17 protein-coding genes are annotated in these 20,599 nt (G+C 59.8%); 14 read left to right on the top strand and 3 right to left on the bottom strand.

Features of this window, described 5'->3' with window-relative positions; genetic code table 11:
* The first annotated feature begins 76 nt into the window (after positions 1-76).
* From CWI66_RS00400 to CWI66_RS00385, 4 genes are read left to right on the top strand one after another with little or no spacing between them, the layout of a single operon-like run.
* Positions 77-460 (top strand): response regulator transcription factor, encoded by a 384-nt coding sequence (locus CWI66_RS00400; protein ID WP_100730600.1) that lies wholly within the window; start codon positions 77-79, stop codon positions 458-460.
* The gene (locus tag CWI66_RS00395) at positions 457-2,514 is read left to right on the top strand and encodes a 3'-5' exonuclease (protein ID WP_100730599.1); all 2,058 of its coding nucleotides are present in this window, start codon (positions 457-459) and stop codon (positions 2,512-2,514) included. Before CWI66_RS00400 ends, CWI66_RS00395 begins: the two co-directional genes overlap by 4 nt.
* Positions 2,511-2,717 (top strand): hypothetical protein, encoded by a 207-nt coding sequence (locus CWI66_RS00390; protein WP_100730598.1) that lies wholly within the window; start codon positions 2,511-2,513, stop codon positions 2,715-2,717. The genes CWI66_RS00395 and CWI66_RS00390 overlap by 4 nt, the downstream gene beginning before the upstream one ends.
* Before the next feature lie 2 nt (positions 2,718-2,719).
* Positions 2,720-5,434 (top strand): sensor histidine kinase, encoded by a 2,715-nt coding sequence (locus CWI66_RS00385; protein WP_100730597.1) that lies wholly within the window; start codon positions 2,720-2,722, stop codon positions 5,432-5,434.
* A gap of 354 nt (positions 5,435-5,788) precedes the next feature.
* On the opposite strand, the gene CWI66_RS00380 is transcribed toward CWI66_RS00385, so the two are convergent.
* Positions 5,789-6,121 carry an HlyU family transcriptional regulator gene (locus tag CWI66_RS00380; protein ID WP_016913726.1) on the bottom strand — a complete coding sequence of 111 codons (333 nt, stop codon included), beginning with the start codon at positions 6,119-6,121 and terminating at the stop codon, positions 5,789-5,791.
* A 54-nt stretch (positions 6,122-6,175) separates the two neighbouring features.
* Positions 6,176-7,396, bottom strand: a complete 1,221-nt coding sequence (locus CWI66_RS00375) for an argininosuccinate synthase (RefSeq protein WP_081193305.1) — start codon at positions 7,394-7,396, stop codon at positions 6,176-6,178.
* 213 nt (positions 7,397-7,609) lie between these two features.
* Here CWI66_RS00375 and rnt point away from each other — a divergent pair, with 213 nt between their 5' ends.
* On the top strand, positions 7,610-8,281 hold the full coding sequence (gene rnt / locus CWI66_RS00370) for a ribonuclease T (RefSeq protein WP_016913724.1): 672 nt from the start codon (positions 7,610-7,612) through the stop codon (positions 8,279-8,281).
* 128 nt (positions 8,282-8,409) lie between these two features.
* Entirely contained in the window at positions 8,410-9,669 is a 1,260-nt protein-coding gene (locus CWI66_RS00365) for a 6-phosphofructokinase (protein WP_081137282.1), read from the top strand.
* 66 nt (positions 9,670-9,735) lie between these two features.
* On the opposite strand, the gene CWI66_RS00360 is transcribed toward CWI66_RS00365, so the two are convergent.
* Positions 9,736-11,451: a bifunctional protein-serine/threonine kinase/phosphatase gene (locus CWI66_RS00360; RefSeq protein ID WP_100730723.1), complete on the bottom strand. Its 1,716-nt coding sequence runs from the start codon at positions 11,449-11,451 to the stop codon at positions 9,736-9,738.
* A 259-nt stretch (positions 11,452-11,710) separates the two neighbouring features.
* Between CWI66_RS00360 and ppa the strand changes: the two genes are divergently transcribed.
* From ppa to purH, 8 genes are all read left to right on the top strand, one after another.
* Positions 11,711-12,241: an inorganic diphosphatase gene (gene ppa / locus CWI66_RS00355; protein ID WP_100730596.1), complete on the top strand. Its 531-nt coding sequence runs from the start codon at positions 11,711-11,713 to the stop codon at positions 12,239-12,241.
* A 186-nt stretch (positions 12,242-12,427) separates the two neighbouring features.
* Positions 12,428-14,293, top strand: a complete 1,866-nt coding sequence (dsbD, locus tag CWI66_RS00350) for a protein-disulfide reductase DsbD (protein WP_100730595.1) — start codon at positions 12,428-12,430, stop codon at positions 14,291-14,293.
* A 325-nt stretch (positions 14,294-14,618) separates the two neighbouring features.
* Positions 14,619-15,080 (top strand): acetyl-CoA carboxylase biotin carboxyl carrier protein, encoded by a 462-nt coding sequence (accB, locus tag CWI66_RS00345; protein ID WP_016913719.1) that lies wholly within the window; start codon positions 14,619-14,621, stop codon positions 15,078-15,080.
* Positions 15,081-15,110: 30 nt separating this feature from the next.
* Entirely contained in the window at positions 15,111-16,451 is a 1,341-nt protein-coding gene (gene accC / locus CWI66_RS00340) for an acetyl-CoA carboxylase biotin carboxylase subunit (RefSeq protein WP_100730594.1), read from the top strand.
* 126 nt (positions 16,452-16,577) lie between these two features.
* Entirely contained in the window at positions 16,578-17,492 is a 915-nt protein-coding gene (prmA, locus tag CWI66_RS00335) for a 50S ribosomal protein L11 methyltransferase (protein WP_100730593.1), read from the top strand.
* Positions 17,493-17,591: 99 nt separating this feature from the next.
* Positions 17,592-18,632 (top strand): tRNA dihydrouridine synthase DusB, encoded by a 1,041-nt coding sequence (dusB, locus tag CWI66_RS00330; RefSeq protein ID WP_100730592.1) that lies wholly within the window; start codon positions 17,592-17,594, stop codon positions 18,630-18,632.
* Complete coding sequence (gene fis / locus CWI66_RS00325) at positions 18,629-18,952, top strand: DNA-binding transcriptional regulator Fis (protein ID WP_016913715.1); 324 nt, start codon at positions 18,629-18,631, stop codon at positions 18,950-18,952. The genes dusB and fis overlap by 4 nt, the downstream gene beginning before the upstream one ends.
* Positions 18,953-19,013: 61 nt before the next feature.
* Positions 19,014-20,594, top strand: coding sequence for a bifunctional phosphoribosylaminoimidazolecarboxamide formyltransferase/IMP cyclohydrolase (purH, locus tag CWI66_RS00320; protein WP_100730591.1), 1,581 nt, complete (start codon positions 19,014-19,016; stop codon positions 20,592-20,594).
* Positions 20,595-20,599: the final 5 nt, after the last annotated feature.

The raw sequence follows: 20,599 nt of genomic DNA, 5'->3' as shown, positions 1-20,599 counted from the left end.
CGTCTTGGCGTGCTCGGTTTGGCTACCTAAACTTCTTCAAGAACCAATAATAACATTGCGTTATCAGGAGCCCTCCATGGCCAAAGTCTTAGTGGTCGACGATGAACCCAATATTGTCCTGTCTCTGGAGTTCTTGATGTCCCACGCCGGACTCGAAGTCGTGACTGCCGAGGATGGAGAAAGCGCACTTTTACGTCTGGAAGATGCCTCCCCCGACCTGCTGTTATTGGATATCAGCCTGCCCGGCATTAGTGGCTTCGAAGTGCTCGAACAGCTGCGCCAGCGTGAACAGCAAGCGTCGACCCCGCGACTGCCGGTCATCATGCTGACCGCCCACGGCCGCGAGGTAGAGCGCGAGAAAGGCCTGGCGCTGGGAGCGGACGACTACGTGACCAAGCCCTTTTCCACTCAACAACTGGTGGAAAAGGTCAAATCCCTGTTGGGTGAGCGAACATCATGACCGGAAAAGGGTTACCCAAACGCCAGCGACTCATGGGTGTATGGCTGCTGTTGAGCGGGATCAGCCTGCTCGGCGGGGCTATTTTTGCCGCTTGGCTCGATGCCCAGTTGAATCTCTCGGGGGCTGGGCGCGCCGCGCTGTGGCTGGGCAGCTTCTCTGGTGGCATGACGATTTTTCTGGTCGGGCTGCTGCTCGAACGTATGCTGTTTACACCGCTGCGCCACCTTCAGGCCCAGCTGGCTCGCTGGGTGGCCAACCCGGATGCCCAGGACGAGAACACCCCCGAAGGTTGGCTGAAGGGCCTCGGCCCGGATTTGCGGCGCCTCAGCCAGAGCTGGCGCGCCGACCGGGGGCGGTTGGCCACCGCTCATGCAGAGGGTGCGCGTAGTGCCACCCGCATACGCCAGGAGCTGGAAACCCTGCTGCAGGTGTTGGAAACGCCGCTGCTACTCTGCGACCGCTATCGGCGAGTCATGCTGTTCAACCAGGCTGCCGAGGACTTCTTTGCCGGGCACACGGGGCTGGGGCTTGGTAAACGTCTCGACACGCTGCTGCCCACCGTTGGTCTGGAGCATGCCCTGACCCAGCTACCGGACGATGGCTCTCCCCGCGAACTGCTGGCCCCCTGCGAACAACGCTGGCTGAAAGTGGTGATTCGACGCGTGCCCGGCAGCGAGAAGGAAACCCTGGTCACGTGCAGCGATGCCACCACGGCATGGAACAATGAGATGGGCGTGCGTGCCGACCTTGGCAGTCTATTGCCATCGCTACGCCAGCACTCTGCCAGTCTGGGCAGCGCAGCGGATGTGATTCGACAGCTGGGCACTCTGCCCCAGGACCTTGCATTAAGAGAACGCCTGGAGCAGGTCATTCATGAAGAGAGCCATGGCCTGAACCAGCAGGTCGCCAGAATGGCCACGCTCCTCGAAGACATGCAGTACCACGGCGAGCGCTTGCGGCCCATGTGGTCCAATGATTTCTGGCAATCCCTGGATGAACGCCTGGACCCTGCCCATCGGCTGATCACCCCCATTGGCATGCCTGCCTGGTTCAAGGGCGATGCTCCCGCTCTGATCGAGCTGTTCAACTCATTGGTACGCTATTTACACAGTCACTTGCCCAGCGGCGGCTTCGAGGGTGAGCTGAGCCATCATCAGAAACGCGTTTACGTCGACCTGATCTGGCAAGGCGCTCCCGTGCCCGAGAGCGAGCTGGTACGCTGGCGTGAAGAGCGGCTGACGGCGCTGCCGCTGGGCCCATCGGTGGCCGACATCCTGCGCCAGCACGCCGCTGATATCTGGAGCGTTGCCGACAGCGACAAGCGCCACGCGCGTTTGCGCATGCCGCTACCCACCATAGAGCGTACCGACGCCCCCCGTGAACCCGCCCCGCCACGGCCCGAGTTTCATGACTTCGGCATTGCCCAGCTGCCTGCCCCGGATGATGCGCTGGCCAACCGACGCTTGCGCAACCTGGATATCGTCTCCTTCGACACGGAAACCACCGGCCTGGAGCTGCGTCGAGGCGATACGGTGATCAGCCTGGGGGCGTGCCGTATCGTCAATGGCCGACTGTTGGCCAGCGACGCTTTCAACCATTACGTCGACCCCCAACGCCCCATTCCGGCGGCCAGCACGGTCATCCACGGCATTACCGATGCCGATGTGGCGGGGGCTGCCACGCTGGACAGCGTGCTGACCTGGTTCAGCGCCTATGTGGACAATGCCGTCTTGCTGGCCCACAACGCCGCCTTCGACATGCTGGCCATCAGCGGCCACGGCGTGCGCTTTGACATGCCGGTGCTCGATACGCTGTTGATCTCCCGAGCACTGGACGAAGCGCTGGATGGTCACGACCTGGATACCCTTGCCAAGCGCTACGATCTGCACTTTCCCCCCGGCACGCGGCATACGGCGCTGGGCGATGCCCGCGTCACGGCGGAGCTATGGTTGGCGCTGCTGCCCCGGCTGGAAGCCAGAGGCATCGATACCCTAGAGGAGCTGCTAGCCCTGCAGGCCAATGCCTTCGACCGTGAGGATGCCAGCGCTTCATGAAAAACACTCGCCCGCTCTCCCGACGTCAGGAAAGATTGATCGCCTTGATCATACTGGCCTTGCTGCTGTTTTGTCCGCCTGCCCTGCTGATCATGGACCGTTTGCCCTCCCCATTGGGTTGGCTGCCGCTCTACCTGTTCGTGGTCTGGGGCGCGCTGATCGGCATGACCGCCTGGCTGGTGGAAGCGCCCAGGCGGCGATGACCATGCGTACCGACCTGGTGGTGATTGGCGCTGCCTTTAGCTACTTGGCACTGCTGTTCATGGTGGCCGCCTGGGGAGACCGCCGCGCCGAACAGGGGCGCTCGCTGATTGGCTCGCCCACGGTGTATGCGCTCTCCATTGCGGTCTACTGTACCGCCTGGACCTTTTACGGCAGCGTGGGCCGGGCCGCGCAGTTTGGCCCTAGCTTCTTGCTCATCTATCTGGGGCCAACGCTGGCCATGCTGCTGGCGCCTTTCACGCTGCGCAAGATGGTGCGCATTGCGGCTCAGCAGCGGATCACCTCCATTGCCGACTTCATCAGTGCTCGTTATGGCAAGAGTTCTCTGCTGGGTGCTCTGGTGGCCCTTATGGCCTTGATTACCATCACGCCTTATATCGCGCTGCAGCTCAAGGCGATCACGGTCAGCCATGCAGTGCTGATGAATTACCCGTTGAGTGCCGACGCGACCCTGGCCACCGAGCGGTTCTGGAGTGATCGCTCGTTCTGGATCGCCATGGTACTGGCCGTGTTCATCATTCTGTTCGGCACTCGGCATCTGGATGCCAGCGAGCGCCATGAGGGCATGGTCGCGGCCATTGCGGTCGAATCGCTGGTCAAGCTGGTGGCGTTTCTAGCGGTAGGCATCTTCGTCACCTTCGTGCTGTTCGAGGGGCCTGCCGCCCTGTTCGCGCAGGCCGCGGCCATGCCGGAGCTGGCCAACGCCATGCGGCTGGAGAGTGTACCCGGCGGGGCCACCGGCTGGGTGGGCATGCTGCTGCTCGCGTTTCTGGCTTTTTTGACCCTGCCACGTCAGTTCCAGGTACTGGTCGTCGAGAACGTCGATGAGCAGCACCTGATTCGCGCCAGCTGGCTGTTTCCGCTCTACATGCTGCTGATCAACCTGTTCGTGATTCCCATTGCCCTGGCGGGGCTGCTGCTGGATGCCGGAGACCCGGACAGCTTCGTGCTGACGCTGCCTCTCTCCGCAGGTCTCGAGGGCCTGCCCTTACTGGTGTTCATCGGTGGGCTGTCCGCGGCCACGGGGATGGTGATCGTGGAAACCATCGCGCTCTCTACCATGGTAAGCAACCAACTGGTCATGCCGCTGTTGCTCAAGGTCAAAGGGCTCTATATCGGCAGCCACGGCAAGCTGGCCGATTGGCTGCTGGGGATACGCCGAATCGCCATCGTCGTAATTCTGCTGATGGGGTATCTCTACCACGCGCTGATTGGCGACACTTACAGCCTGGTCACCATTGGACTGGTCTCGTTTGCGGGCGTCGCTCAATTTGCCCCCGCGCTGCTGATCGGACTTTACTGGCGTGGCGCCACCCGCCAAGGGGCGGCCGCGGCTCTGGTAGCAGGCTTTATCGTCTGGTTCTACACCCTGCTGCTGCCGGGCTTTGCTCAATCGGGATGGCTGGATAGCGCGCTGATCACCCAGGGCCCCTGGGGGCTAGCGTGGCTGTCGCCCTATGCCCTGCTGGGCCTGACCGGCTGGGACATTTATACCCACTCACTGTTCTGGAGCATGCTGTGCAATGTGGGACTGCTGGTGGGTGTGTCTCTGTTTACCCGGCCCACGCCGCTGGAACAGACTCAGGCAGCGCTCTTCACCGGCGCCATGCACCCGGACCTGCACACGACCTCTCTGTGGCGGGGGGAAACCACCGAAGGCGCCCTACACGCCCTGCTCATTCGCTACCTGGGCAGTACGGCCACTGAGCGCGTGTTTACCCAACATGGATCACTGAATAAAACACAGCCGGCCTCCAGCGCGCTGATCACGCGGGCCGAGCAGGCGCTGGCAGGCTCGCTGGGCAGTGCCTCCGCCAGCGTGTTGATCAATTCGGTGCTGCGCGGTGAAGCGCTGGACGTTGCCTCGGTGATGAGCATTCTGGATACCACGTCACAGACGCTGGAGTACAACCGTCGCCTTGAGCAGAAATCCCAGGAGCTGGCCCGGGTGGGCAAGGAACTGCGCAGTGCCAATGAGCGGCTGCGCGAGCTGGACCGGATGAAAGATGAGTTCGTGGCCATGGTCAGCCATGAGTTACGAACCCCCCTGACGTCGATTCGCTCGTTTGCTGAAATATTGCGCGATACGCCGGACATCAGCGATGACAAGCGCCATCAGTTCCTGGCCATCATGGTGCAGGAAAGTGAGCGACTTTCCCGGCTGATTGAGGAAATACTCGATCTGGCGCGTCTGGAAAGTGGTCGTTTCACCATGTCACCCCAACCCGTCGATCTGGTGGTATTAGCCCGACAAAGCAGCGACGCACTGGCCCGCTTGCATCAAGAAGAAGCCCTGACCTTTGAATTGGTGGTGCAGCCCGAGACTGCCATGGTAGAAGCCGACCCCGACAGGCTGGAACAGGTGATCATCAATCTGCTGGAAAACGCGCGCAAGTTCGCGCACCACACCCATCCCGAGATAATGCTAAGCGTAGAAGCCCATGAAGATCATTTTCGTCTGAGCGTGGACGATAATGGGCCAGGCATTCCCGAAGAAGAAAGGGAGCATGTTTTCGAAAAGTTCTATCAGTTGCAGCGCAACGGACACTCCAGCCCACAGCGACCCAAAGGCAGTGGGCTGGGATTACCCATCAGCCGTGCCATCGTTCTGCATCTCGGGGGAAAAATGTGGGCAGAGGCCTCGCCCTTGGGTGGCACTCGGATGTCGATTGAACTCCCTGCACAGCTTGATAAGTGAAAAAATGTGACAGGCAAGCGTATCTTAATGTAACTGGCATGTTCTTCATCTTGTACGCTATTCTTGGCTTTCTAAATGCATTTACCCCGTCAGGCAGAGTAGGATATTGCAGAAGAGACATTTATGGTGGGGCTTTTCTCGCATATGCCAATCATTTTGGGTATTGATCTGGTCACAATGCTGCAAGAGTTGCCTTTAAGTCCGAGTGTCCATAAAGCGCTAGCAAGCCATGTTGGCGTATGGGGCAGCTTTTAGAGGATGTAGAGGCCTTTGAACAGGGCGCCTTATTAGCGGCACCTGCAGACTTGATGCTGCAGGCCGCCGCAGAAGCGCGCACCCTGATGGATTCACAGCTTAGTTAGGGGTACCGCTTTCACGACGGGGGTCCGGTTCGAACATCGCGTCCCCCACCTCATCGATGAAGCGCTGCGCCTTGCTGACCATCAGCGCATCGCAGGCATCACGCCCTGGCAGCATGTCAGAACGCTCGAAACGGTGCTCTTGAACGCTATCACCCGCAATGGCTTTACGAATCACACCGCTGACACGGTACTGGCCACTCTGGTCATCCGGCTGGGAAATGATCAGGTACTCTTTGTAGGCAACAGGCTCTGCCGCCTTGGTGCCCGAAGCGCCTCCACGCTCATCGCTTGACCCAAACAGGCCCGCAAGTAGTTTTTTAAACATGACCACTCCAGGAAAGAGTGACCAACCCACCGGGGCTGGCCACAAGGGAAGAGACTAGCTTTGCTGGCGACCTTTACCTGCCGCAATGCGCAGGCGCAGTGCGTTCAGCTTGATGAAGCCTTCGGCATCTTTCTGATTGTAGGCACCGGCATCGTCTTCGAAGGTGGCAATGGACTCGTCGAACAGCGACTGCTCAGATTTGCGGCCCACCACCGTGGCATTGCCCTTGTAGAGTTTCATGCGCACGACGCCTGAAACGTTTTTCTGCGTTTCGTCAATGGCCGCCTGCAGCATGCGACGCTCGGGGCTCCACCAGTAGCCGTTGTAGATCACTTCGGCGTACTTGGGCATCAGCTGATCTTTCAGGTGTGCTTCTTCGCGGTCCAGTGTCAGCGACTCGATGGCGCGGTGGGCACGCAGCATGATCGTGCCTCCGGGAGTTTCGTAGCAGCCGCGCGACTTCATGCCCACATAGCGGTTTTCGACGATATCCAGACGACCGATACCGTTGTCGCCGCCCAGCTTGTTAAGCTTTTCGAGGATTTCATGGGGCTTCAACGGCTCGCCGTCGATGGCCACGATATCGCCTTGCTCGAAGGTCAGTTCGACGTAGGTGGGCTGCTCAGGGGCGGCTTCCGGTGAAACGCTCCAGCGCCACATGTCTTCTTCGGCTTCGGCCCACGGATCTTCCAGAATGCCGCCTTCGTAGGAGATGTGCAGCAGGTTGGCATCCATGGAGTACGGGGATTTCTTCTTCTTGTTGGAGAAGTCCACCGGGATATTGTGCTCTGCGCAGTAGGCCATCAGCTTCTCGCGTGAAGTGAGGTCCCACTCGCGCCAGGGTGCGATGACCTTGACGCCAGGCTTGAGCGCATAGCCGCCCAGCTCGAAACGCACCTGGTCGTTGCCTTTGCCGGTCGCACCGTGGGAAATGGCGTCGGCGCCGGTTTCGTTGGCGATTTCGATCAAACGCTTGGCAATCAGCGGGCGAGCGATGGAAGTACCCAGCAGGTACTCGCCTTCGTAAATGGTGTTGGCACGGAACATGGGGAAGACGTAATCGCGCACGAACTCTTCACGCAGGTCTTCGATATAGATTTCCTTGACACCCAGCGCCTGGGCCTTGGCACGCGCGGGCTCGACTTCCTCACCTTGACCGATGTCGGCAGTGAAGGTCACTACCTCGCAGTTGTAGGTCTCTTGCAACCACTTGACGATAACGGATGTGTCCAGGCCGCCTGAATATGCCAGCACAACCTTTTTGACATCGGACATTCTTTGCTCCTCTTGAATAAGAACACAGTTCACCAGAATCGGTAGCACGCTCGGGCACTACCCATTACGCCTGGCACCCAGTATAGCGCTCTCATTGCCCAGCGAATACCGTCAACGACGCCTTGGGCCCAAAGCTGCTAGAATCAGCTCATTCGTGGCGACTCCCCATGACCGCCACTGTGTTCGATTACTCGCTTTACTAAGGAGAGCTGCATGAGCGAGGCAATTGCCCGCGATCTGATGGCCCAGCGTTTTCGCAGTTACCTGCCGGTGGTCATTGACCTGGAAACGGGCGGGTTCAATGCCCAGACGGATGCCGTACTGGAAATTGCCGCTGTGACGCTCACCATGGACCCGGAAGGCAATCTACTGCCCGACGCCACCTATGCTTACCATATTCACCCCTTCGAGGGGGCCAATGTGGAGCAATCGGCTCTCGATTTCACGGGTATCAACCTGGATGACCCGCTGCGCCGCCAGGTCGCCTTGAGCGAGTCCGAGGCGTTGGGGGAAATCTTTCGCCCCATTCGCAAGTCCATCAAGGCGCATGGCTGCTCTCGCGCCATTCTGGTAGGCCACAACGCGGCGTTCGATCAAGGGTTTCTGAACGCAGCCGCCAATCGGTGTGGCGTCAAGCGCAACCCGTTTCATCCGTTCTCGAGTTTCGATACAGCGACCCTGGCGGGTTTCGTTTACGGCCAAACCGTGCTGGCACGCGCCTGTCGTGCGGCGGGCATCGAATTCGACAACAAATCGGCTCACTCCGCCCGTTATGATACCGAGCGCACCGCCGAACTATTCTGCGCCATGGTCAATCGCTACAAGGATCTGGGCGGCTGGCGGCTGGCGTTGAAAGAGCAAGCCATGGACGCAGGCGAGGAGTAGCTCCAGCAGCCTTGCCCTGCGTGTAATGCAGTGGCAACGGCTTTAGGCTAAACTCCGCAGCATTTACTGATACCCCGAAAACTCATTTAGCTAGCAACACGACACTCGCTCAGGAGACGAAACGTTCCATGGCCCTGCACAATGCCTTTTATGCCCAGTCCGGTGGCGTTACCGCCGTCATCAATGCCAGCGCCTGCGGCGTGATCGAAGCGTGTCGGCAAGCCCCCGATCAGATCGGCAAGGTGTATGCCGGCCATAACGGCATCATCGGCGCCCTGACTGAAGACCTGATCGACGTCAGCCAGGAGAGCGACGACGCCATTGCTGCCCTGCGCCACACCCCGGGCGGTGCTTTTGGCTCATGTCGCTACAAGCTCAAGGATATCGATACTCATCGCACCCAGTACGAGCGCTTGATCGAGGTCTTCAAAGCCCACGATATTCGCTACTTCTTCTACAACGGCGGAGGTGATAGCGCCGACACGTGTCTCAAGGTGTCTCAGCTATCGGAAAAAATGGGCTATCCACTGACCGCCATTCACGTACCGAAAACCGTCGACAACGATCTGCCCATCACCGACAACAGCCCCGGATTTGGTAGCGTGGCCAAGTACATTGCCACTTCTACTCGCGAAGCGTCTCTGGACATCGCCTCGATGTGTGCCACGTCTACCAAGGTATTCGTGCTTGAGGTCATGGGGCGTCATGCAGGCTGGATTGCAGCAGCGGGTGGCCTGGCAGGGGAAGGCGAAGGTGAACCGCCTCACCTGATCATCTTCCCCGAGGTGGCATTCAACCGCAAAGCGGTCATGGCCAGGGTCGATGAGAGCGTCAAGAAGTACGGCTACTGCGTCATCGTGGTATCTGAAGGGGCACGCTACGAAGACGGCACCTTCCTGGCCGATGCAGGCAACACCGACGCCTTTGGCCACCGCCAGCTGGGCGGTGTAGCGCCCACTCTGGCGGGCATGATCAAGCAGGACCTGGGTTACAAGTACCATTGGGCCGTGGCTGACTATCTGCAGCGGGCGGCGCGCCACCTGGCCTCTAAAACCGATGTGGAGCAGGCCTATGCCGTGGGCCGCGAAGCCGTGACGCTGGCGCTGGCAGGCAAGAACTCCATGATGCCGGCGATTCGTCGCATCTCTCAGACCCCGTACCAATGGGACGTGATCTCTGCTCCCTTGGCACAAATCGCTAACCAGGAAAAGTTCATGCCACGTGACTTCATCAGCGAAAGTGGCTTCGACATCACTCAGCAGTGCCGCGATTACCTGTCCCCGCTGATTCAAGGCGAAGACTTCCCGCCCTTCGAAAATGGCCTGCCCAAAGTCGCCAAGCTGAAGCTGGCGAAAGTGGCGCAGAAACTGCCCACGTTCACGCTGTAATACGACCTGAACGGCCCGCAGTCGCGCTAGAAGGGATGGCCCAGGCCATCCCTTCTGCGTTTTGATCTAGCGCAACAGCCAGGAGAGCACCAACAGCAGCAGAAGAATGCCCGCTACCCCCTGCCAGAACCGCCGAGCTTCTGGGCGCGACTCTTCGCGTACCGGCAAACGCCCCAAGGGCACACGCAGTGCGTAGAGAAACTCCGACATGCGACGAAAACGCAGCGCTCGCTGGGGGTCCAGGGCTCGACGCAGCGCCTCATCCAGCTCCGGGGTAATCTCAGGATTGGTGGTACGCGCGCTGCGATAGGCCAGCTCTTCAAGATCGGTATGGCTGCGCAGGCGGTTAGGCGTCAACAGGTACGGCAGCTCACCGGTCAGTAACCAGTAAACGGTCGAAGCCAGCGAATACTGGTCGCTGCGGCGGCCAATGGTGTCGCCCAGCGCATACTCAGGCGCCGTATGCTCGCAAAGACCTACCTGCCGCAGCAGGTCGCCGGATTGGCGATGGCCATCCACCTCGCGCATGTGGCAGGCGCTAAAGTCGGCCAGCACGACTTTACCGTGCTGGTCGATCAGTACGTTATCCGGGTTGATTTGCTGATGAATGATATCTCGGTGGTGCAGCGCCTGTACCGCCTTGCCCAGCTGGTTGGCAATGTCCAGACGCTGGTTCAAGCTGGCTTGAGGGTGGCGCTGCGCCCACTCACGCAGCGTCTCGCCTTCCACGTTCTGCATGAGATAGTAGAGATAGCGGCGAGGACGCGACAGCTCCATGACCTTGACCACGAAGGGGGAGTTGACCCGCTCCACTACCCACTGCTGCAGCAGGAAGTGTTCCAGATAGGCATTGCGCAGCGAAAGCTCCGGGCTTGGCGCCTTCATGACCATGATACGGTCGCTGTGCACATCGCGTACGCGGTAGACCCTGGACTGCGCGTTTCGCGACAGCACCGCCTGTATTTCGAGGCCATCCAGCCGCTCGCCTACCGCCAGTTCCGGGGGGATGGGCAAGTCCCCATACAGCATACTGGGCGTATCACTGGGTTCTTCCGGCAGCTCATCGACACGCAGAATCTGAAAACAGAACTGCTCTCCCCCATAACCTCGCTCCTGGGCGCGCTGCTTGGCCTCGCTGGCCAGGCGCTCACAGGCCGCATCGAGATCGCTGGCATCTTCACGAATCAAGCGCACATAGTCAGACGGCATGAGCGTGCCGCGCACGGCTTGGGTGGTAAAGACGAAAAAATCACCCTGTTTGAGCGGCAGGTGGGTGTAATCGATATCCAGGCTGCCATCCATGCCCAAGGCCCGAGAGGGATAGCGATAGCCTCCCACGTCGGTCACATGGTCACGGGTCAACTGTTCGAACTCGGCCCCTCGCAGGCGGAAGACCAGCGTATCGCCCATATGAAACAGATGCCCCTCACGGCCCAGAAACACCAGCGCAGACATCGATGATACAAAACCGCCTTCCTTGACGTGCTGGCTCTGGCTGTAACACCAGCTGTTGAGCGCTCTCAAGACTCGCGTGGCAGAGGTCTTGGTATCCCAGTGCTCGGGGGTCGAGTAATAATCGGCCAGGAATCCACGAACGCTCAGATCGCCTGCCTGCTTGGCCATGGTATTGCGCGACAGCGAGTCGCTGATGACGGCACAGCCACCTTTCGATTTCAATACGGGCGCATCCGGCAGGCGCACCGACATGGAGCTGCGATGCTGGCGGCGCTGCGGGGCAACGAAAGCCTGACCATAACTGATTAGCAACTGGGCGTGCGCCAACTCATCCTCCTGGACATAAAGGTCCTTGCCACGATCACACGGCGACATGATACACGCTGCGACGCCGAAACGATGCCCACCAAACGTCGCGTCGGCCATCAAAGAGCACTCCGCCCCCTGTCTTCATCAACGTCAAACACCTATGTCGCATTGGTAATCTGGCAGTCATGTTCGTATAATTCTGCCCTATTAATGCAATGCATCAATTGTTTGACATCTGCCTCAATCGCAATAGATAAGCCAAGCCAAGGAACTCAAGATGAACCTCGATAACATCCCCGCTGGAAAGGATCTGCCCAACGATATCTATGTGGCGATCGAAATTCCTGCCAACCACGCGCCGATCAAATACGAAATCGACAAGGATATGGGTGCGCTGTTGGTTGACCGTTTCATGGCCACCCCCATGTTTTACCCGGCCAACTACGGCTTCATCCCTCACACCCTGGCAGATGACGGCGACCCCCTCGACGCACTCGTGGTGACCCCCTACCCGGTCGCTCCCGGCAGTGTCATTCGCGCCCGCCCGGTAGGCATCCTGAACATGACTGACGAAGCAGGCGAAGACGCCAAGCTGGTATGCGTACCTCATGCCAAGCTGTCTGCCCTCTATGATGACGTCAAGGAAGTCACCGACCTGCCAGAACTGCTGCGCCAGCAGATTGCCCACTTCTTCGAGAACTACAAGGACCTGGAGAAAGGCAAATGGGTCAAGGTAGAGTCATGGGAAGGGGTTGAAGCCGCTCGCAAGGCCATCGAAAAATCGGTGGCGGCTTACAAGAAGTCCTGAGTCGACGTTCAAGTGGCAAACGTTCTGCCATGATTCGTCCAAGGCCGCCTTCGGGCGGCCTTTTGCATACTGGGTTAAGCGAACATGAAGTAGCGCGTCACGTCACCGCAGCCGCTACGCCTGGGCGAACGGTTACGGTATTCTGCGTGCTATTGTTGCCTCGACACCGCTGCGTAAGGAAACCTCGTGTTACTGCTCAAACGCTTCTCTCTTTTTTGCCTACTGGCCTGCTTGCCATTGCTGGCGCAAGGCCAATGGTTTTCGTCCAGTAATCAAAGCGATTTTCTGCCTGTCATGGAGGCGTTCCAACCCAGCGCCTGGCATGACGCAGAAACGCTGTATATCGGCATCGACATTGCCGATGAGTACTATCTTTATCGGCACCAGCTCGCGGTTGCCAGCCTGCAGGACGATCTCCGCCTGGAAGCCCCCATTATCGCCGAGGGCACGTTCACCAACGATGAGTTCATGGGCGACGTCTATATCTTTCGCGACAGTCTGGTGTTCGAAGTACCCTTTTCCGCGCCCCATTCTGGCCCGGCCCATATCGAGCTGACGTTTCAAGGGTGTGCCGATGCCGGACTTTGCTACCCGCCAGAGCGGGTAACGCTGGAAGCTCCGCAAGCGTCACCCCCCAGCCAGTTCGCCCAATGGAGTGAACACCAGGGGACGGATGCTCCAGCCAATACTGCATCAACAAGCGACGCGCAGTCCTCTATCGCCCAACCCTCAGCCTTTACTGCCCCGCAAAGCGAGGACAGCCGTTTTCGCCACCTGATGAGCGAGGCCAGCCTGCCCTTGATGCTAGGGCTATTCTTTGTGGCGGGTATCGGCTTGACCTTTACGCCCTGCGTGCTGCCCATGATTCCCATTCTCTCCTCCATCGTGGTAGGGCAAAACCCGACCAGACCCCGTGCTTTCGTGCTGTCAGCCAGCTACGTGCTGGGCATGGCCAGCACCTATGCGCTGGTGGGCGTGCTGATGGGGCTGTTTGGCGCAGGCTTGAACCTGCAGGCACATCTTCAGTCAGCGCCGGTGCTCATCACCTTTGCACTGCTGTTCACCCTCTTTGCGCTGGCCATGTTCGGCGCCTTCGATCTACGCGTTTCTCCCCGAGTGGCCAACACCGTCGACGCCTGGCAGGCGCGAGCCCAGCGCAGCGGCCCGGCAGGCCTGGCCCTGGCGGGAGCGCTCTCGGTGCTAGTGGTTTCACCGTGCGTCACGGCGCCACTGGCGGGCGCCCTGGTGTTCATATCGTCCACGGGCGATGCCATGGTGGGCGGTGCCGCCCTCTTTGCACTGGGCCTGGGCATGGGCGTGCCGTTACTGCTGGTCGGCACCTTTGGCACGACGCTGCTACCGCGCTCGGGCGCCTGGATGAACGGCGTCAAGATCGCGTTTGGCTTGCTGATGCTAGGGGTCGCCATCTGGATGATCGAACGTCTTGTGGCACCTTCCATCGGCCTGCTGCTCTGGGCAGCGCTGGCGATCGGGACTGCCCTGACGCTGGGAGCCTTGACGCTCCAGCACGCGTCGGGCTGGGCCAAGGCACGCCAAACCCTGGGCCTGATGCTGCTTGCCTGGGGGATAGCCCTGGTACTGGGGGCAGCTCAGGGTGGCACCAACCCACTACGCCCATTGACGCTGGGCAGCAGCTCGACCACCACTACTGAAACGGCACTACCGTTTGAAACGGTTAGTACGCTGAGCGAGCTACAAACCCAGCTGGCACAAGCTGCTCAATCCAATCAGCCAGTCTTCGTACACTTCACTGCCGACTGGTGCATATCCTGTAAATTAATGGAGCGAGACGTCTATCCCAATCCGCAAGTAGCCGCGCAATTGAACGATTTTCAGCGTGTCGCAGTCGATGTTACCAATACCAACGCAAACAGCAGAGAGCTATTGAATCATTTCGACCTGTTTGGCCCGCCCAGCCTGCTGTTCTTTCATCAAGGCGAAGAAGTGCGCGACGCACGTATACAGGGCGAAGTCACGGCACAAGCACTAACGCAGCACCTCGATTCACTCAAGCGGTGGCAGCAAGGTTAGCCTTGCACTAGGCTGAATGACATGGTCAGCGCAGTACGGTGCGCTGGCCATTTTTTTAGCGCTTTGTCGCCAACGTCGTCAAACGGTCGTTTAAGTCGCAAAATTAGTCACGCCTGAGGCGACCACTGGACAGTGCGCTACTTTTTCGGCAAACTCCGCAGCCATATTTGCTAAAAAGCTCATCTTTTAGCGTTGACACAGGGGTAACGTTCGCCATCGTGCAGCGTTCTCTTCGTTTTAAAATCAGGTTTACTGCGCCGCACGCAAGCAGGCAGGTTCGACCTGCTGCGTTGTGTTTTATTGATTAACGTTTGGGGCTATATAGATGGATATTCGTAAGGTCAAAAAGCTGATCGAGCTGCTGGAAGAGTCCAACATCAGCGAAATCGAAATTCAGGAAGGCGAAGAATCAGTGCGTATCAGCCGCCATCCGAATGGAGTCAGCTGGCAGCCACAGCCAATGCCGCAATACGCCCAGCCCGCATACGCGCCGCAGGCTCCTGCGCCAAGCGCCCCCAGCGCCGAAGCGGAACCCCAAGGTGCCAGCTATCGCGGTGAAGCCGTCAACTCCCCCATGGTCGGCACTTTCTACCGCAGCCCGGCCCCAGGCGCCAAGGCCTTCGTGGAAGTTGGCGACACCGTGAAGCAAGGCGACACCGTGTGCATCGTCGAAGCCATGAAAATGATGAACCAGATCGAAGCCGACCGTGATGGCGTGGTCGAAGCCATTCTGGTGGAAGATGGCGAGCCGGTGGAATTCGATCAGCCCATGATCGTCCTCGCTTAATCTTTCATTACGATACGGGTGGACTCTCCCATGCTGGACAAGGTACTTATCGCGAACCGCGGCGAGATAGCCCTACGCATCTTGCGAGCGTGTAAAGAGCTAGGCATCAAGACCGTAGCGGTTCACTCCAAAGCCGACCGCGAGCTGATGCACGTTCGCCTGGCAGACGAAGCCGTCTGCATCGGCCCTGCTTCTTCCGCGCAATCCTACTTGAACATCCCAGCCTTGATCAGCGCCGCTGAGGTGACGGATTCGAGCGCGATTCACCCGGGCTATGGCTTCCTTTCCGAGAACGCCAACTTCGCCGAGCAGGTAGAACGCTCTGGCTTTACCTTTATCGGCCCCCGCGCAGACACCATTCGCCTGATGGGCGACAAGGTCAGCGCCATCGAGGCCATGAAGGCAGCAGGCGTACCAACCGTTCCCGGTTCGGATGGCCCTCTGGGCGATGACGATGCCACCAACATGGCCACTGCGCGCCGCATTGGCTACCCGGTGATCATCAAGGCAGCGGCGGGTGGCGGCGGGCGTGGCATGCGCGTGGTGCATACCGAAGGGCACCTACTGTCTGCCATTACCGTGACCCGCACCGAAGCGCATGCTGCTTTTGGTGACGGCACGGTCTACATGGAGAAGTTTCTCGAGAAGCCGCGCCATGTCGAGGTGCAAGTACTTGCCGATGGCCAAGGTAACGCGATTCACCTGTTCGACAGGGACTGCTCCCTGCAGCGCCGCCACCAAAAGGTGCTGGAAGAGGCCCCAGCGCCCGGCCTGGACCCCGAGGCACGCGCCAGGGTTCTGGAAGCCTGCCGTCAGGCCTGTATCGAGATCAACTATCGCGGCGCCGGCACCTTCGAGTTTCTCTACGAAGAGGGTGAGTTCTTCTTCATCGAGATGAACACCCGGGTCCAGGTAGAGCACCCCGTGACGGAGATGGTCACTGGCGTGGATATCGTCAAGGAGCAGCTGCGCATCGCCGCCGGCATGCCGCTGTCGATTCGCCAGGAAGACGTGCAGCTCAATGGGCATGCCTTCGAATGCCGTATCAATGCCGAAGACGCCCGCACGTTCATGCCGTCTCCCGGCAAAGTGACGCTGTTCCACGCCCCAGGTGGCCTGGGCGTTCGCATGGACTCGCATCTTTACACGGGCTACACCGTTCCACCGCATTACGATTCGCTGATCGGCAAGCTGATCACATGGGGCGCCGATCGCGACATCGCGCTGACCCGCATGCGCAATGCGCTGGACGAACTGCTGGTGGAAGGTATCAAGACCAATATCGACCTGCAGAAAGACCTGGTTCGAGACAGCTACTTCCGCCAGGGTGGCGTCAACATCCATTACCTGGAAAAGAAGCTGAGCAGCTAGGTAGTGAGCTGATGCTTGCAAACCTGACGTCTCCTCATCGGAGTAACGCCAGGTTGTCTACACGGGGTGGCCATTGCCACCCCGTGAGCGTTTCATGACCTTTCACTGACCCCGTGGAGACTTCTCATGCCCTGGTTGCAATTAAAAGCGCACGTTGCTCCTGAGCAAGCTGAACTTCTGGAAGAACTGCTGCTGGACGAGGGTGCTACGGCCATCGGCCTTCAGGATGCCCACGACGACCCCGTCTTCGAACCGGAGCGTGGCACCACGCCGCTCTGGCAAGACACCGTCCTGACGGGATTGTATGACGACCTTGATGGCATCAGCGAGATGCTGGAGCGTATCGAGGCCGCCTGGGCAGAACACATGCCCGGCGAACCCTGCCCCACCATCGAGTACGAGCTGCTGGCCGACCGGGACTGGGAACGGGAATGGATGGATGACTTCACTCCCCTGCGCATGGGCCAGCGGCTGTGGATCGTGCCCAGCTGGCTGGAGCCCCCCGAAGCAGAGGCGGTGAACCTGATCCTGGACCCCGGCCTGGCCTTTGGCACCGGCACCCACCCCACCACCGCACTCTGCCTGGAATGGCTCGACCACCTGGCCGTGCAAGGCGTTCTGACCCACCAGCGCGTACTGGACGTGGGCTGCGGCTCAGGCATTCTGGCCATTGCTGCCCTGAAACTGGGGGCGTCCAGCGCCGATGGAACCGACATCGACCCGCAGGCGCTGCAAGCCAGTCGCGACAATGCGCAGCGCAACGGTATTGCCGAACAGGCCTTGTCACTTTACTACCCCGAGCAACTGGCCGATGACCAGACCTACCCTATCGTGACGGCCAACATTCTGGCCGGCCCGCTGGTCGAACTATCGGGCGTGATTGCCAGCCACGTGGCACCCGGAGGCCACATTGCGCTCTCGGGCATTCTTGCCAAACAGGCCAACGACGTACTGGAAGCATATGAAGCCCAAGGACTTATCATGGAAGAGCCAACCCTGCGTGAAGGCTGGGTACGCTTGACCGGCTGGAGACCCGCATAATTTGCTGCGCTTTCCTTCATTACTTCGGCGAGTAGGCGTATCATACGCTCCCTTGAAACGCGCTATTCGTCGTTTTCATGCCTATCAAAGTGCACCGCCATGACCATGATGACTATCCAGCCCCCTGCGATTGGGCCTTATCAACTGCCCAACCCCGTGATACTTGCGCCCATGGCCGGTGTCACCGATCGCCCTTTCCGGCAGCTGTGCCGGCGCCTGGGGGCGGGCTGGGTGGTGGGTGAAATGGTCACGTCTGATCCTTCGCTCTGGCACACGCGCAAATCGCAGCTGCGTATGGATCATCAAGGCGAACCGGCGCCCCGGGTGGTACAAATTGCCGGTGGCGATGCGCAGATGCTGGCCGAAGCAGCCCGCCTGAATGCCGAACTGGGCGCGCAAATCATCGACATCAACATGGGTTGCCCCGCCAAGAAAGTGTGCAACAAGGCCGCTGGCTCCGCGCTGCTGCGCGATGAAGCCCTGGTGGGCGAGATTCTCGACGCGGTGGTCAATTCCGTCGATATTCCCGTAACGCTCAAGATTCGCACGGGCTGGTGCGCCGACTCCAACAATGGTCTGCGGATTGCCCAACTGGCCGAGTCGGCAGGCATACAGGCATTGGCCGTGCATGGACGCCACCGCCAGCAGCGCTACACGGGCGAAGCCGAATACGACACCATCGCCGAGATCAAGTCACGACTCACCATTCCCGTCATTGCCAATGGCGACATCACTTCTCCAGAGAAGGCGGCCCGCGTGCTGCGCCATACCGGCGCCGATGCGGTCATGATTGGTCGTGGCGCCCAGGGCAACCCGTGGATCTTCCAGCAAATCACTCACTACCTGACCCATGGCGAGCACCTGCCCGCCCCTGAGCTGGCAGAGCGCCGCCAGGTGTTGACCGAGCACCTGCACGCCCTGCACGCGTTCTACGGCGATACCATGGGCGTGCGCATTGCGCGCAAGCATGTAGGCTGGTACCTCGATGAAGACTCACGCTTTACCCATACCGAGCAGCGCCGCTTGAAACAGCAGTTCAATGCGCTCGCATCACCCGATGCGCAGTTTCAATGGATTGATGACGCCATGACCCATAGCGCCTCCCAGCGCTTGCTAGCCAAAGGAACCCATGCCGCATGACTGAACGCGACCTGCTCTCAAGCGAAAGCTCATCGCCACTGGCGGGCACCCTGGCGGACCCGGCGACCACGGCCCAGCCTCAACCGCTGCGGGAAGCCGTGGAAACGGCCATGCGTCGCTACTTCGAGCACCTTGATGGAGGTCAGGCATCGGACCTGTATGCCATGGTGATGGCCGAAGTGGAGGCACCGCTACTGGCCTGCGTACTGGAGCATACCGACGGCAACCAGACCCGTGCCGCCGACGTGCTGGGCCTGAACCGTGGCACGCTGCGCAAGAAACTCAAGCTGTATGGACTGATCGATCGTGACGCCCCTTAAGGGGCGTTGCCGTTTTTAAACCTGGCTGTTCCAACCCTGAACCTGATACATGAGCACTCCCATGGCTGATAGCACCGCTACCCCCGTCCGCCGCGCCCTGCTGAGCGTCTCCGATAAAACCGGCATTGTCGAGTTCGCACAGGGCCTCGTGAAGCATGGCGTCGAACTGCTCTCGACCGGCGGCACCTACCGACTGCTGCAAGAGAACGACGTCCCCGTGACCGAAGTCTCCGAACATACCGGTTTTCCGGAAATCATGGACGGCCGGGTCAAGACCCTGCACCCCAAAATCCATGGTGGCATTCTGGCCCGTCGCGGTCAGGACGACGCCGTGATGGCCGATAACGATATCAGCCCCATCGACATGGTCGTGGTGAACCTCTACCCGTTCGCTGCCACCATCGCCAAACCGGATTGCACGCTGGAAGATGCCATCGAGAACATCGATATTGGTGGCCCCACCATGGTGCGCGCCTGCGCCAAGAACCATGCCTACACCACTATCGTCGTCAACGCGGACGACTACTCCCGCGTGCTGAACGAGCTGACCGAGCATGGCGGCCAGGTGACTCAGCCGACGCGTTTCGACCTGGCCGTCAAAGCCTTCGAGCACACGGCGGGTTATGACGGCGCCATTGCCGACTACCTGGGCCGTAAGGTGGCCAGCGAAGAAACCACCTTCTCGCGCACGTTCAACCTGCAACTGCACAAGAAGCAGGACATGCGCTACGGTGAAAACCCGCACCAGCAGGCAGCCTTCTACGTCGACCCCGAGGCCAGCGAGCCCAGCGTGTCTACCGCTCGCATGCTTCAAGGCAAGCCGCTCTCCTTCAACAACGTGGCCGATACCGATGCTGCCTTCGAGTGCGTCAAGGCTTTCGATGACACCGCCTGCGTCATCGTCAAGCACGCCAACCCCTGCGGAGTAGCGGTGGGCGCCAACGCTCTGGAAGCATACGACAAAGCATTTGCCACCGATCCTACCAGCGCCTTTGGCGGTATTATCGCCTTCAACGTCGCCCTGGATGCCGCCACCGCTCGCGCCATCGTTGATCGTCAGTTCGTGGAAGTCATCATTGCCCCCGGGGTAAGCGATGAAGCGGCCGCTATCGTGGCTGAAAAACAGAACGTGCGCCTACTGGATGTCAGCGCACATTGGCCAGGCCAACCACAGGCTGCCTACGACTTCAAGCGCGTCAATGGCGGGCTGTTGGTCCAGGAGCGCGACGAGGGTATGGTCAGTGAAGCGGAGCTGACGGTGGTCAGCGAGCGTGCGCCCACCGAGCAAGAGTTGCGTGATCTGGCGTTTGCCTGGCGCGTGGCCAAGTTCGTCAAGTCCAACGCGATCGTGTATGCCAAGGCTGGCCAGACGATTGGCGTGGGCGCAGGTCAGATGAGCCGCGTCTACTCCGCCAAAATTGCGGGTATCAAGGCTGCCGATGAAGGGCTCACGGTGCCTGGCTCCGTCATGGCGTCAGATGCCTTTTTCCCGTTCCGCGATGGCATCGATGCCGCCGCGGCGGCTGGCATCACTGCGGTGATTCAGCCTGGTGGGTCAATGCGTGACCAGGAGGTTATCGATGCGGCCAACGAAGCGGGCATTGCCATGGTCTTCACCGGCATGCGCCACTTCCGCCACTAAGCCTT

It is taken from the genome of Halomonas sp. 141 (genome assembly GCF_002810305.1).
Classification (GTDB): domain Bacteria; phylum Pseudomonadota; class Gammaproteobacteria; order Pseudomonadales; family Halomonadaceae; genus Vreelandella; species Vreelandella stevensii.
Note: the sequence above shows the minus strand (reverse complement) of the source record. Positions and strands in the feature narration are given on the sequence as shown.

Excerpts from the sequence above, each read along its gene's own strand:
- CWI66_RS00400 (WP_100730600.1), top strand. The coding sequence starts at position 77 with ATGGCCAAAGTCTTAGTGGTCGACGATGAACCCAATATTGTCCTGTCT.
- CWI66_RS00395 (WP_100730599.1), top strand. The coding sequence starts at position 457 with ATGACCGGAAAAGGGTTACCCAAACGCCAGCGACTCATGGGTGTATGG.
- CWI66_RS00390 (WP_100730598.1), top strand. The coding sequence starts at position 2,511 with ATGAAAAACACTCGCCCGCTCTCCCGACGTCAGGAAAGATTGATCGCC.
- CWI66_RS00385 (WP_100730597.1), top strand. The coding sequence starts at position 2,720 with ATGCGTACCGACCTGGTGGTGATTGGCGCTGCCTTTAGCTACTTGGCA.
- CWI66_RS00380 (WP_016913726.1), bottom strand. The coding sequence starts at position 6,121 with ATGTTTAAAAAACTACTTGCGGGCCTGTTTGGGTCAAGCGATGAGCGT.
- CWI66_RS00375 (WP_081193305.1), bottom strand. The coding sequence starts at position 7,396 with ATGTCCGATGTCAAAAAGGTTGTGCTGGCATATTCAGGCGGCCTGGAC.
- rnt (WP_016913724.1), top strand. The coding sequence starts at position 7,610 with ATGAGCGAGGCAATTGCCCGCGATCTGATGGCCCAGCGTTTTCGCAGT.
- CWI66_RS00365 (WP_081137282.1), top strand. The coding sequence starts at position 8,410 with ATGGCCCTGCACAATGCCTTTTATGCCCAGTCCGGTGGCGTTACCGCC.
- ppa (WP_100730596.1), top strand. The coding sequence starts at position 11,711 with ATGAACCTCGATAACATCCCCGCTGGAAAGGATCTGCCCAACGATATC.
- accB (WP_016913719.1), top strand. The coding sequence starts at position 14,619 with ATGGATATTCGTAAGGTCAAAAAGCTGATCGAGCTGCTGGAAGAGTCC.
- accC (WP_100730594.1), top strand. The coding sequence starts at position 15,111 with ATGCTGGACAAGGTACTTATCGCGAACCGCGGCGAGATAGCCCTACGC.
- prmA (WP_100730593.1), top strand. The coding sequence starts at position 16,578 with ATGCCCTGGTTGCAATTAAAAGCGCACGTTGCTCCTGAGCAAGCTGAA.
- dusB (WP_100730592.1), top strand. The coding sequence starts at position 17,592 with ATGACCATGATGACTATCCAGCCCCCTGCGATTGGGCCTTATCAACTG.
- fis (WP_016913715.1), top strand. The coding sequence starts at position 18,629 with ATGACTGAACGCGACCTGCTCTCAAGCGAAAGCTCATCGCCACTGGCG.
- purH (WP_100730591.1), top strand. The coding sequence starts at position 19,014 with ATGGCTGATAGCACCGCTACCCCCGTCCGCCGCGCCCTGCTGAGCGTC.